The 13322-nt window shown below is 47.3% G+C and carries 14 protein-coding genes; 9 read left to right on the top strand and 5 right to left on the bottom strand.

Annotated elements, in window-relative coordinates; translation table 11 throughout:
- Positions 1–149: 149 nt before the first annotated feature.
- The 5 genes from OIU26_RS22950 to OIU26_RS22970 are packed head-to-tail and all read left to right on the top strand — an operon-like array spanning position 150 to position 4672.
- A complete protein-coding gene (locus OIU26_RS22950) occupies positions 150–824 on the top strand; it encodes a response regulator transcription factor (RefSeq protein WP_064962229.1) in 675 nt (224 codons plus the stop codon).
- Complete coding sequence (locus OIU26_RS22955; RefSeq protein WP_264218128.1) at positions 824–2254, top strand: sensor histidine kinase; 1431 nt, start codon at positions 824–826, stop codon at positions 2252–2254. Before OIU26_RS22950 ends, OIU26_RS22955 begins: the two co-directional genes overlap by 1 nt.
- Positions 2255–2313: 59 nt before the next feature.
- Positions 2314–3231 carry an ABC transporter ATP-binding protein gene (locus OIU26_RS22960; RefSeq protein ID WP_264218129.1) on the top strand — a complete coding sequence of 306 codons (918 nt, stop codon included), beginning with the start codon at positions 2314–2316 and terminating at the stop codon, positions 3229–3231.
- Complete coding sequence (locus OIU26_RS22965) at positions 3228–3944, top strand: ABC transporter permease (protein WP_264218130.1); 717 nt, start codon at positions 3228–3230, stop codon at positions 3942–3944. The genes OIU26_RS22960 and OIU26_RS22965 overlap by 4 nt, the downstream gene beginning before the upstream one ends.
- Positions 3944–4672 (top strand): ABC transporter permease, encoded by a 729-nt coding sequence (locus OIU26_RS22970; RefSeq protein WP_264218131.1) that lies wholly within the window; start codon positions 3944–3946, stop codon positions 4670–4672. The genes OIU26_RS22965 and OIU26_RS22970 overlap by 1 nt, the downstream gene beginning before the upstream one ends.
- 106 nt (positions 4673–4778) lie before the next feature.
- On the opposite strand, the gene OIU26_RS22975 is transcribed toward OIU26_RS22970, so the two are convergent.
- Entirely contained in the window at positions 4779–5735 is a 957-nt protein-coding gene (locus tag OIU26_RS22975; protein ID WP_016818814.1) for an L-lactate dehydrogenase, read from the bottom strand.
- Positions 5736–6273: 538 nt separating this feature from the next.
- Here OIU26_RS22975 and OIU26_RS22980 point away from each other — a divergent pair.
- From OIU26_RS22980 to OIU26_RS22990, 3 genes are all read left to right on the top strand, one after another.
- Positions 6274–7089 carry a MerR family transcriptional regulator gene (locus OIU26_RS22980; protein WP_264218132.1) on the top strand — a complete coding sequence of 272 codons (816 nt, stop codon included), beginning with the start codon at positions 6274–6276 and terminating at the stop codon, positions 7087–7089.
- A 145-nt stretch (positions 7090–7234) separates the two neighbouring features.
- The gene (locus OIU26_RS22985; protein WP_264218133.1) at positions 7235–8062 is read left to right on the top strand and encodes a protein kinase domain-containing protein; all 828 of its coding nucleotides are present in this window, start codon (positions 7235–7237) and stop codon (positions 8060–8062) included.
- A gap of 107 nt (positions 8063–8169) precedes the next feature.
- Positions 8170–8289: a hypothetical protein gene (locus OIU26_RS22990; protein WP_013369112.1), complete on the top strand. Its 120-nt coding sequence runs from the start codon at positions 8170–8172 to the stop codon at positions 8287–8289.
- Positions 8290–8472: 183 nt separating this feature from the next.
- Here OIU26_RS22990 and OIU26_RS22995 read toward each other — a convergent pair whose 3' ends face one another.
- The 3 genes from OIU26_RS22995 to OIU26_RS23005 form a co-directional block, all read right to left on the bottom strand.
- Positions 8473–8652, bottom strand: coding sequence for a hypothetical protein (locus OIU26_RS22995; RefSeq protein WP_080567850.1), 180 nt, complete (start codon positions 8650–8652; stop codon positions 8473–8475).
- 91 nt (positions 8653–8743) lie between these two features.
- Entirely contained in the window at positions 8744–10291 is a 1548-nt protein-coding gene (gntK, locus tag OIU26_RS23000) for a gluconokinase (protein ID WP_264218134.1), read from the bottom strand.
- A 239-nt stretch (positions 10292–10530) separates the two neighbouring features.
- Entirely contained in the window at positions 10531–11226 is a 696-nt protein-coding gene (locus OIU26_RS23005; protein ID WP_264218135.1) for a GntR family transcriptional regulator, read from the bottom strand.
- Positions 11227–11419: 193 nt separating this feature from the next.
- On the opposite strand from OIU26_RS23005, the gene map reads away from it, so the two are divergent.
- Positions 11420–12166, top strand: a complete 747-nt coding sequence (gene map / locus OIU26_RS23010; RefSeq protein WP_013369117.1) for a type I methionyl aminopeptidase — start codon at positions 11420–11422, stop codon at positions 12164–12166.
- Positions 12167–12562: 396 nt separating this feature from the next.
- Here map and OIU26_RS23015 read toward each other — a convergent pair whose 3' ends face one another.
- Entirely contained in the window at positions 12563–12697 is a 135-nt protein-coding gene (locus OIU26_RS23015; RefSeq protein ID WP_436449196.1) for an SDR family NAD(P)-dependent oxidoreductase, read from the bottom strand.
- Positions 12698–13322: the final 625 nt, after the last annotated feature.

The raw sequence follows: 13322 nt of genomic DNA on the forward strand, positions 1-13322 counted from the left end.
TGATAGGCCTCCTTGTTCACCTGCATTCAAATTTGAAATTGTGAAGCGTATGTCGTATAAGGTAGTTATTAACCTTTTTAAGTGGGTTATGTACCATAAATGCTATAATGCCCATTACATAAAAGAAAAACGATAAGTAGGTGTCTATTATGAAAACAAATGTGCTATACATCGAAGATGACCAAGATATTGGTGCTTGGACGCATCAGTATTTGGAAGAGCGAAATTACGCTATAACCTGGCTTCGCAGCGGAGATGGTGCTGTGGAAGCAGCTCGTACGTGCCAACTCGTGATTCTGGATGTGATGTTACCTGGTCTGGATGGGTTCACCATTGGGAAGCGGCTCAAGAAAGAGTACCCGGAGCTTCCCATTCTCATGTTGTCTGCCCGTACATCCATTGACGATAAGCTGCAAGGATTGGATTTTGCTGATGATTATGTGACAAAGCCCTTTCACCCCGATGAACTCATAGCACGTATGGAAATTTTGCTGCGGCGATCAGGAAGCGTATCCGAAGAATCTCTACAACTGGGACATCTGTCTGTGTTTCCTCCAGATAATCGTATTGTAAATCGTGATACCGGGGAGGAAATTACGCTGACAGGCAAGCAATATCATATTTTTGCTTATTTGCTGCGGCATTTGGGCCAGATTATGACGAAGGAACAAATGTATGAGGCGGTGTGGGGAGATCCGTATATCGACGGAGACAAAACCTTGATGGTCCACATCCGGCATTTGCGGGAAAAGCTGGAGATTGATCCTGCCACCCCCCGTATCATTGAGACGATCCGTGGTGTAGGTTATCGGGTGAAGGCATAATGAACGGTATGCGTAAAAGGTGGACAGGATTACATCGCAACTTCCGTCCAGGTCAGGGAGGGCGGTTTCGTAATTCATTGTTGTTCCGCTATCTGGTCATTATTGTGTTTGCTATGATGCTGTTGCCCATTGTATTGCCTGTTACAACCTTGATATATAGCATACTGTTGAACTTGCAGACAGATGTCAAGCCTAAGAATCCTTACTATCCCTCTACGACCCAAACTGAACATAGCTGGCATCGAGAAGCTATCGCCTTGAAGGGAGCTAGTCCAGAGCAAATCTCAGCCCATCTGCGTAAAATACAGCAAAATATGTTCCCGGATTCACAAATATTTTGGGTCGATACCGCAGGGTTAACCAGGCTGGAGCTGCCGACACAACCTAACATTCCAAAACAATGGAGCGCAGCGCAGGCTATAGCTTTTATGAAGCAAGCCAGCTATGATGGGCCGTTTACAGTCGTGGCCTTTATCGGCGGGGGCAAGGATGATGTGAATCAGGGCTATATGGTATTAAAGGTGCCCCGTTCGTTTTTTGAACAGTCGTCTACTGATAATGGCATGTTGATGTACTATCTCCTTTTTATTCTATTGGTTCTGGGAGCTTTTATATTCGTATCTCTTCTGTTTTTTGGAGGCATTCGGCGGAGGTTGTTGCAGCTTCAGGCCGCCATGTCGCAGCGAGGAGAGGATGGGTTACCCATCCTCGTTGCCACCGGTCGCCCGGATGAAATCGGCAAACTGGAGGAAGCTTTTAATCGGATGGTCGAACAGTTGGCAGAGAGCCGAGGACGTGAGCGTCAGGAGGAGGAACTGCGGAAGAGGCTGGTCGCTGATCTGTCACACGATATTCGAACACCGCTTACGGTTGTGCGCAGTCATCTGTATACACTGGATGCAGAAAACCTGAGCAGCAGAGGGAAGCAGTCGATTACACTAATGGAAAATAAGTTAAAAGACCTTGGAAGTCTGATCGACAACTTGCTGACCTATAATCTCCTATCTAGTGGCAAATACACCATGAATAACGAACCGCGTGATATTTTGCGGCTGGTGCGCGAGTGTGCGGCCAGCTGGTATCCGGTGTGGGAAAAGGAAGGCTTTGAAGTGGATATCGACCTGCCCGAGCATAGTATGGTGTGGAATGTCGACGAGCAGGGCTTCCGTCGTCTGCTAGATAATCTTTTTCAAAATGTAGTTCGTCATGCTGCCTCAGGCCGGTATATTGGTATTCAAGTTCAGAAGGTTAACGGGAGAGAGGCATTGGTCATTGCAGATAAAGGCCCGGGAATGGAACGGCAATCCAGTGAAAAAGGAGCTGGAATTGGCCTGGCGATCACAGAACTATTGGCTCGCGAAATGAATTTGGAGAGGGAGATTTGCAGTTCATCGGCCGGGACACAAATCCGTTTTTTAAACAAAACTTAAACTCAGTGTTCCCTTGGCTTTAAACTTGGCGCGTTACGATAGGTGTCGAGGTGAGGAACTTGAACGAATCAATCATTGAAACGAACAGTCTCAGCAAAATATACAAAGGCCGCGCCGCGGTTAATCAGCTGGACCTGAAAATAGCGCGGGGAGATATTTACGGATTTCTCGGACCCAATGGAGCAGGGAAAACGACAACGATCCGCATGCTACTTGGGCTTATTCGCCCAACTCGAGGAACGATCCGTATATTCGGCAAAGATATTCGCAGACATAGACTCGATATTTTGCGTAAAGTCGGTTCATTGGTAGAGTATCCTTCGTATTATGGTCATTTGAACGCCGTCGAAAATCTGGAGGCTATTCGTCGTATTTTGAATGTGCCGAAAGAGAACATTGCGGAAGTATTGGAGGTCGTTCGGCTGACCAAGCACGCTAAACGCCCGGTTAAAGGTTACTCGCTGGGCATGAAGCAGAGACTTGGTATCGCAGCAGCCCTGCTCGGCAATCCCGAAGTGCTTATTCTGGACGAGCCAACGAATGGCTTGGACCCCGAGGGCATTCAGGAAATGCGCGAATTGATACAGGCGATGCCCAAGCAGCGGGGGATCACTGTACTGGTATCCAGCCATTTGTTGAGTGAGGTAGAGCATATGGCGAATACCGTCGGCATTATCCGTGAAGGACAACTGGTCTTCCAAAATACGATTCACAATCTTCGTCAGGAGTCCGCAGGGGGGATTCGGATCGTAGTATCGGAGCCGGAAGCAGCCCAATTGATTGCACGTGAACAGGGCTACCATTCAGTGAAGGACGGGTCAGCGCTGAATTTTGACAACATGAATGATGCGGCTGTTGCGCTGCTAGTTAGAAGATTAGTTGAAAACACACATGCCGTATATCGTGTGGAGGAACGCCGCAAATCGTTGGAGGATATGTTCATGCAGGTGGTGGGCAAAGGAGGGGGTTCCCTATGATGCTGCGAGCGTTGACAGCGGATCTGCTCAAAGCACGCAGAAAGGGAATCTGGTTCCTGGTATACCTCGGTCCTCTTGGGCTGGTGGCGATGCAGGGACTGAACTTTGGGCTCCGCTATGACTATCTGATTCCGCGATATAAGGGCCGCTTATGGGAAAGCTTGATGGATAACATCGCACTGTTTGTTCCCCTTGCACTTGTGTTAGGAGCCACGATGGTCGCTTCCATGTTGGCGAATGTGGAGCATACCTCTAACTCCTGGAAGCAGCTGTTGGCTTTGCCTATTTCCAAATTTAGTGTTTATATGGCAAAGCTAACCCTGGCCATTGGAATGCTGTGCGTGTCCTGCCTACTCTTGACGGTAGGGACTTGGACCTTGGGGATGCTTCTTGGCTTTGGGGGAGAGCCCGCACCGATAGGGGAGCTACTGCGGCTCGGGTTTTGGCCCTTAGGCGGCACGCTGCCTATACTCGTATTGTTGTTGTGGCTAACGGTCACGTTCCATAATCAAGCTCTGCCTGTAACACTGGGCATTACGTTAGGCATTGGCAGCTTATTCGCTTCCCAACTGTCCGAATGGTTTCCGCTGGCTTGGCCGCAATTCGCATGGGTTGCGCCACAAGCGTGGATATTCGCATCTATCGGATGCGCAACAGGTGCACTTCTCAGCCTGCTGACCGCAGCTCATTTTAGCCGAAAGGATGTGGCGTAATGTTCGGAGGATACGTACGGTTACTTTCTGTCGAACGCCTGAAAATGGCGAAATCGCCCGTCTGGCTGCTTGCGCTCGTCAGCCCGGCGATTGCCGTCCTAGTTGGTTTACTGGCGAATCCGGGAGGAAACTGGCTGTTGCTGTTGGCTGCCATGCTTACAATACATGCAATGCTGTTCCTGCCGATGCTGACCGCCGTGTTTGGGTCTCTAGTCTGCCGTTTTGAGCATGGGGGCGGCGGCTGGAAGCAGCTGATGTCACTCCCGTTGTCCCGCACGGGTCTGTACGCAGCCAAGCTGACCATCATTATGGCTATGGTCGGACTGACTCAGCTGCTGTTCGGAGGAGCGCTGCTGGGTGTTGGAGCTGTGCAGGGGATGAACGGGCCGATTCCTTGGACCGTGATCGCCCAAAGCCTGCTTGCAGGCTGGGTTGCTTGTCTGCCGTTGGCCGCCCTGCAACTGCTGGTGTCCTTTTTGTGGTCTAGCTTTGCTGCACCGCTTGCTTTGAATTTCGTCTTCACCGTGCCCAATATGCTGGTCGCCAACTCTCAGACCTATGGTCCGTACTATCCATGGACACAGCCTCTATTGGCGATGATGCCGAGTGGAGGAGACAATTTCGGGGCATTCATGGTGCCAACGGATACACTCTTGATGGTGGTACTGGGTAGCTTTGTCGTGTTTGCGTTTGCTGGTCTGACGATATTTCGTTATAAAGAGATATAAGACGAAATGTGGGAACTGTAAAAGCTCCTTACCCTAAATGAGGGCAAGGAGCTTTTTTTGCTGTGCGGCAGGTTCGTGTTCTGAATAAGGTACTTACTCTATGGGCTTACACTAAGCCTGAAATGGCACGAATATTGTCGCTGATCAGGCGGCAAGAGGCGTCGAACTTGGCTTGTTCTTCTGGACTCAGTTCAAGCTCGATGACCTCTTGAATTCCTCTACTGCCGATGATTGCCGGAACGCCCGTGCAGACATCCGTGTGTCCGTACTCGCCGTCCAATACGGCAGAGATCGCTATAATTTTACCATCGTCATTTAAGATGGAACGGGTAATGTAAGCCAGCGCATTGGCAATACCAAAATAAGTGGCACCTTTGCGGGTGAAAATCTCCCAACCGGCATCCCTTGTTTTACGGGCGATGTCATCCAGATCAACGTGTCTGAATCGTTCCTTATGCTGACGCAAAATGTGCAAGAGCGGCTTGCCGCCAATCGTGACGTGCGACCAGGCCACGAATTGGGATTCGCCATGCTCGCCCAAGGCATACCCCTGCACACTGCGTGGATCTATAGAAAATACCTCAGAAAGCAACGTCTTGAGTCGGGATGAGTCAATAGAGGTGCCTGTGCCGATCACCTTATTACGCGGCAGACCGGATATACTCTGCACCAGATAAGTAACAATGTCGACAGGATTAGCGGCAATAACGAAAATACCATCGAAACCGCCCTCCATAATAGCTGTCACAATCTCTCTGGTGATATGCACGGCATCGTCCAATACAGACAAGCGGTCTTGGCCGGGTTTAGGGTTGGATCCAGCTGTTATAATCACAACATCCATATCCGTGCAGTCTGCATATGTGCCTGCACGGACCTTGGTGCGTGTAGACGTAAAATCCATACAATGGGACAGATCCAGTGCATGGGCTAAAGCTCGGTCATACGTGCGGTCAATCATCATGATTTCATCACAAATGGACTGATTGACCATTGAGTAGGCACAGCTCGAACCGACCATTCCCGCGCCGACAATCGCTACTTTCCTTGCCTTCCCCTTCATTTATGTTTCCTCCTCGTTCCAGCGAACGTTAATATGCTACAAATTATGCCTGAAATCCATTTTACGTTACATAACATAACATATTGCTGATCTTTTGAAAATATCCATTTTTTTGCCCTCATTCCGATAAATTAAAAACGAAAGGTGAGTAGGGAGAGCTATTTAGGAATAATTAAAGAATAAGCGAGGATTATCAATATTCTTTTAGGGGAGGGCAGGATAGAATATATCCATTTATTTATAAATGCTTTTCGTATAAATCATAACATGGACCATATTCATGGAAGAAATGTTGCCATAACATTATTGGAAGTGTGACATTTATGTGACGCTTCATAAAGAACCTTAAGAGTATATAGTGAAGGGGCATTCTCAGCGATGTCGCTTCTTGTATTTTTATAATGTATTCGTTTATGACAAAGGTTCTTAGTAGTCTGCATTATTAGAACATTTTTGCCAAAGGATTTCCAATGGTTTCCGCGAATTCTACATATACAAGCTTATTTCTTTCCATACCATCCGGGGAGGTAATGATTAAATGGAAGAAAGCAAGTCGACGACGGAAGCAGCAAAGCAACTGGGAATTGGGGCGAGTACCCTTCGTAAATATGCAGCGGCGCTGGAAGAACAGGGATACGTGTTTCAGCGTTCCGCTAATCAGTCGAGAATGTTCAGTGCTGGGGATGTTGATTGTTTGAAGGTGATGCGGAGGGCGTTGCGTGAGCAGCATATGACGATGGAGCAATCCGTTCAGGTGGTACTTGAGCGAATAACCGCTCCCTTCCAACTGGAGGATGAAGAATTCCGCTTGCCACCTATCTCGGATGCTGAGTCACTGACCGCAACCTGGCAAGAAATAATGGCGGCGGCTGAGAACAGAGAAGAGACAGTCGTGCAGGAGCAAGCTGCTGCTACGGTTGAGCTGACAGAGTTAGAGGATGAAATGAGCGTTCAGGAATTGTCGGAGGAACCCATGCAACCGCAGGAGCAGCTTCAGACTTTGACATCAGCCATTGAATATAGATTGGAGCAAGCACCTGTATCCGTACAAACACAGGAGCCTGTAGAGCCGCAAGAGCTGGCGCAGATGCAGGATATGGTGCAAACCGCTTTGTCGGAAATGCGGAGCCGTTTGGAGGAACTGGAAGCAGAGCATAGCCGTTTGGTGGAGAAGAATGTTAGCTTATCTAACCAACTGGAGGATCATAAACGTTGGATGAAAGAAAGGGTCGAGGAAGAACGGGATCGGCAGTTAATCACTAATTTACGTACCTACCAGGGCCGGCAACGCAAAACGCGCAGTTCGCTGTTGTCCTGGCTCGGTCTGACACCGCGTAGCCGTAGAGAGGCATAACGAACATTATCTTGTCTAATAAGACCATCAGACCTAATCGGTTCTGATGGTCTTTTGGCGTGGATGATATAATAACGGAATACAAGAATACGAGGACAAGTCGCATAGGAAACGTGGTGCGGCATGTATAAGAAAGGATCTAAGTATGTTTGCTTGGTTGCGGAATATTTATGAATCATGGATGGATTATCCCAAACAGCCTGGTGATTTGCTGAGCGGACGTTATTGTGTTCGTTCGCTTTTAGGCATGGGTAGCTATGGTTTAACCTACCTCTGTCTGGATGGGCACAGCGGGCAGGAGGTGGCGGTCAAACTGCCCAGACCGAGCAAACGAGCGCAGGCAGTTCAGCTATTGCAGCGCGAGGCTCACATTATGCGACAGATGGAGCATCCTTATATTCCGAAACTGCTCGAGAATGACAAACATTCGGACGAAATGTATATGGTCATGGAATACGTCTCCGGTATGACCTTGGAGGAGCTTATCTTTGAACAGGAGCGTTCCTTTACGGAGCAGGAATGTATCGTCTACATTTTAGAGTTAATGGAGCGAGTTTTGCATGTGCATGAACGGGGATATATCCATCGTGATATCCGCATCCCTAACGTAATTCACCGCGAAGGGAAGGCGTACCTAATCGACTTTGGGCTTGCTCTGGCCGTGGGAGAACGACAGGAGGATGTATTCACCGAAGCCATGCTGGAAAAGCGCGCACCTGAGCGACAAGATGTCGCTTTTTACAGCGATTTGTACGATATCGGGCATTTCATGCTCTTTATGCTGTATAGCAGTTATGAGCCTCAGCCGGATCAACCGCCTGGAAGCTGGCAGGAAGAATTAGTATTAAGTCAACCAGTGCGTCATATATTGGAGCGGCTTTTTCAAATTCGCCCACGTTATGAAAACAGTCGACAGTTTATGCAGGAGCTGGAGGAAGCATTGTTGCTGCTAGAGGTTAATCCAGAATGGTAGCTGAAAATAAACAGGCATCCGCCGCAAAAATGGGGGAATGCCCCCCTTACGCATTAGGCCAGGTCTACATACAATGATCCTGTAAATGAGCGAAGGGAGTGTTGTAAATGAGTCATATGTGCGGAGTAGGCGGTATGGGTTGCGGTGTAGGTGCCTGGACCTCTGTAGGGGCGATTCTGGTACTGTTTATTTTGCTGGTGATTATCTCTAAAACCCTGTTTCTGTAATTTATGTAATTTCGGTTATAGCCGATTTCCTGTAAGGTGCACTGATGTTGCTCTGCAAAACGAAGGGCGCACAACAATAAAGCGAAGGCCCTTGATGAGAAGGGGCTTCGCTTTATAAGTTTAAGGAGCCTGTGGTTTGCTTCTGTGTTACGTTGTACTCCGCCCCTGCTTCGTGTGGTTTGGCTAGGAACTGGAGTAATGACGGCGTTTATCCTTGTAATATCGGTGACCGTTATGGCTGTTCTTGTATCCGTCTGATGAAGAATGGCGTTTACGGTCGTAATAACGATCTGAGCTGCTGTATCGCCGCTTATGGGAATGAGAGGTGGAATGTAGCAGGCGGTGCAGTAAGTTTTTGAGCATCGTCTAATCCTCCTTCTTATCCTATCCAACTGACATAGACAGGTCTTATAAAACGATAATACGCAACAGTGTTAGAACAGGTTCCACTAATTTAAAATTGTAGGGACTTGGCCTGAAATTCTGCAATATCCTTGAACTCTTCTTCAAATTTACGCGAAATGCGAATATAGATCGGCAGTAAATCGCGATAGATATCTACATGCTCTGCCGCAGGTTTATGCTGATGAGTGGTGCCGATCATACCGGATACTGCATCTAGCGAATCAATTCGCCCTAACGCGTACAAGCCTAGAATGGCTGCACCTAGACATGAGCTTTCCAGACTTTCGGGAATAATGACTTCCTGGTCGAAAATATCCGCCATGAGCTGTCTCCATAGCTCCGAGCGTGCAAATCCACCCGTGGCATGAATGACTGACGGTCTGTCGATGACTTCTTCCATAGCGAGCATGACTGTATACAGATTGAACAGTACGCCCTCCAGTGCGGCGCGAATCATGTGCTCTTTTTTGTGCCGCAGGGACAGGCCGAAGAAGGAGCCGCGCGCATTTGGTTCCCACAGAGGAGCGCGTTCGCCGGATAGATACGGAAGGAAAAGCAGACCGTCCGAGCCGGGACGCACCTGTTCCGCGATTTGGGTCAGTACATGATACGGATCAATTCCCAAGCGTTTGGCAGTTTCCACCTCAGAGGCTGCAAATTCATCCCGTATCCAGCGGAAAACGATACCGCCGTTGTTCACCGGGCCGCCGATGACCCACAGCTTTTCGGTCAAGGCGTAACAGAAAAAGCGCCCTTTGGCATCGGTGAGAGGCTTATCAACTACAGTACGGATGGCTCCGCTGGTGCCGATGGTAACAGCGACAACTCCAGGTTTGATTGCATTCACACCGAGGTTGGATAAGACACCGTCACTGGCTCCGATCACAAAAGGTGTCGTCTCCAGCAGGCCCATGTCATGTGCATAGGCTGCGTCAAGCCCTTTTAGCACATGAGTTGTCGGCACCAGTTCGGACAGTTGCTCCTTCGTCACACCTGCAATAGTGAGCGCTTCCTCGTCCCAATCCAGCTGCTTCAAATTCATGAGTCCGGTAGCGGAGGCGATCGAGTGATCCACGACATATTGGTGGAATAACCGGGCAAAGACATATTCTTTTATAGAAATAAATTTGTACGTCTGGGCCGCAACATCCGGTAAGTCTCGTGTAATCCACATCAGTTTCGTCAGCGGTGACATGGGGTGAATGGGCGTTCCAGTGCGTAAGTAAATATCGTGTCCATTGTATTTATGTTTGAGCGCTTCAGCCCATTTGGCACTACGGTTATCTGCCCAAGTGATGGAGGCGGTCAGTGGTTTACCGTTCTTGTCTACCGCCAGTACGCTGTGCATAGCCGAACTAAAGGAGACGAACAGCACATGTTCGGCGGGTACTCCGCTTTGTGTCATGACCTCTTGCACCGTCGCTACGACAGCTTTGAAAATATCTTCAGGGTCCTGTTCTGCCGCATCTGGCTCAGGTGTATGGAGTGGATAGCCCACATGATGCTGCGCGGCAATATTGCCGTTTTCTTCGAAAAGCACTGCCTTGGTACTGGTTGTGCCAATATCGACGCCGATCATATATCGGGTTTCAGTCATATTCATTCTCCCCTTCACTTACCTTATTGGCTCATTATCGTTAAATTAACACATTCAGCAGCATAATCAAACCGAAAGCGACCAGGGAGAGGATGGTTCCATAACATTCAAAAGAATGAAGGCAACAATATGTATAGATAATTGTATACTTGTCGACAATTGAGTCTGGAAAAAGAGCCGCGTCAGCTGGAGCACGCATAAAGACGCGGTACATTGGCTCTTTGCCAAGCAAGTTGCAACTAGGATAATGTCTTTCTATAGGAGGACAAAACGCTATCGTTAACCGCGTTGCGGGTGTCTCGATAATGTTCCTCGATAAGTCGTGACAACTCCTGAGCACTCGCTTGGTTTAAAGCATTTGCAAAGGTGCGGTGCTTGCGAATTGTGACTTGAGATTCTTCGATGTTAGACGCAAATCGTTGTTCTGTCGCAGCCAGCATAACTGTCAGGATCAACTGTCTCATACCATTCCAGGTATGGAGAATACGGGTATGGCCTGCTTCCAGAACCAGACTTTCATGAAAATTAAAATCCTGAAGAGAAAATTCAGCGATATCCCTGTGCTTGAGAGCGACTTCCATTTTGTCGATCATCTGATTTAAAGTGGTTACCAATATGGTATTATCCCTATGTACATACCTTTGAACAACAAAATGTTCAATCAGCATTCGTACGTCGAATAGCTCCTCCATATCATCGGGTGTCATGCCGATCACAACCGCCCCCATGCGCTCCAAGCGGATAAGTCCTTCGCTTGAGAGCACTTTCATGGCTTCACGCACAGGAGAACGACTGGTACCAAAATCGGTAGCAATCTGATTCTCAGATAGAACAGTGCCGGGTGTCTGCATACCGCGTATAATCTGAAGTCGGAGTTCACAAGCAATCCTCTCTCCAAGCGATGCGCCCTGTAACCAGGTTGTTGGATATTTCATAGAATACTCCTATCCTGCAAATAATTTTGCATACTTGTATACAAATTATGGAGTATTATAAACCCCGTTTAATCCCTTGTAAACGGTATCAATTGACATCGGTTCCATTTCACTGCTTTTAGCGTTACAATAGAAGTAGAAAAAAAGAAACAGTGAAAAGTGGAACGAACATGGATAAGAAGGAGAACATTTAATGATTATCATTAAAACCAAAGAACAAATTGAAAATATGAAAAAAGCCGGCGAAATTTTGGCTGCTTGCCACCGGGAAATTGCTAAAATGATTAAGCCAGGTATTACGACACTGGAAATTGACGCCTTTGCAGAATCATTTATGAAGAAGCATGGCGCAACGCCGGAGCAAAAGGGTTATAACGGCTACCAGTTTGCAACTTGTGGTTCCCCTAATGATGTTATTTGCCACGGCTTTCCGAACAAAACACCATTGAAGGACGGCGACATCGTGACGATCGACATGGTTGTGAACCTGAATGGCTGGCTGGCAGATTCCGCTTGGTCATATGCGGTTGGGAATGTGTCTGAGCAGGCCCAAAAGCTGTTGGACGTTACCAAAGAGTCTCTGTATAAAGGGATTGAGCAAGCTGTTGTTGGTAATCGGATCGGGGATATTTCCCATGCGATTCAAACTTACGCGGAAGCGGAAGGCTTCTCGGTCGTACGCGAATTTATTGGGCATGGCATCGGTGAAGAAATGCATGAGCAACCGCAGGTTCCGCATTACGGACCTCCGCACCGTGGACCACGCTTGAAAGAGGGTATGGTCATTACAATTGAGCCGATGCTCAATACAGGCACATACCGCAGTAAAATTGATGCGGACGGCTGGACCGCACGTACGTTGGACGGCGGTTTGTCGGCACAATACGAGCATACGCTGGCAATTACAGCAGACGGTCCAATCATTTTGACCCAGCAATAAAAGCAGGCATCCATCAGTAACGTATAGACTAACGAGTTAAATTAGTAGACATATTACAGAAAAGAGGCTGTCCAGAGGACAGCCTCTTTTTCCACATGCATTCTATAAAAGAATTCTCTGACGCGGATTAATTCTGTAAGTGGACCCGTATTTCACGGTTCTGCATGTAGTGAGAATGACCGGACTGACAACCTATGGAAGAAGGCTGATTTTCTGCTGAAGAAAAGAAGAGCCTGATGCTGATCCAGAGGTATGGGGGTGATGCTGACGGTGATGGGAAAACATATATGTGAAATATACAAGGATGCCATTTTTGGTAAGTGATTTTAAAAAGTACCAAGCCAACATCAATCGTTAACGTTGATCCAATTATATAGAAAGCTTCGTAAGAGAGAATTAAGCAAACCTTTTGCAACTGCTGGATCGCCAGCTCGCTTCATTGGTAAGACCTTGAATTGCATGTTTTGATGCCACGTAAGCGCCGTATGCCGGAAATGCTTTCAGACCAGCAATGGAAGAACCATTGACAATTGACCCTCCGCCATTTTAGCATTTGTTGGATCTCGATTTTCATGCTCCAATATACACTTAAATGCATTAGTTTTATGGTATTCAAAAACAAGGTCATTATCTGACTTTAGCTAATGATGCTTGCTCTAAAGCAATTGCCTGCATGCAATAGATCCAGTTAAATACTCACGATGTCTATAATGAAGAAAAACAAATTCAAAGGTTTAATGGATACAGTTGTAGAACTGATGTTGAAAAAAATCGGTCGGTGGTTATTAACTGGAATTTTTTACATGTTGTAATCAGTAAAGCTAAATGGTATATTATTTGAGCTGACAACAAAACAGCCGTTTCGAAAAAGAATAACTAGGGCGAAACAACCTTCGAAAAGAAGAAAAAAATAACCCTTGCATTTTTGAAACGAACATGATATGATATTATAGCTGCTGAAAAACGCAGTGAAAAAGAATTTGATCTTTGAAAACTGAACAACGAGTGAGTAAGCTGATTTTGTTCGCAAAATCAACAATGAGATATTTTATCTCGTCAGTTTCAACATGAGCTAATCGCTCTTTCTATAACCAACTTCGGTTGGTCTTTAATGGAGAGTTTGATCCTGGCTCAGGACGAACGCTGGCGGCGTGCC

Origin of the sequence: Paenibacillus sp. BT-177 (assembly GCF_025846815.2) — a bacterium.
Classification (GTDB): Bacteria; Bacillota; Bacilli; order Paenibacillales; family Paenibacillaceae; genus Paenibacillus; species Paenibacillus polymyxa_C.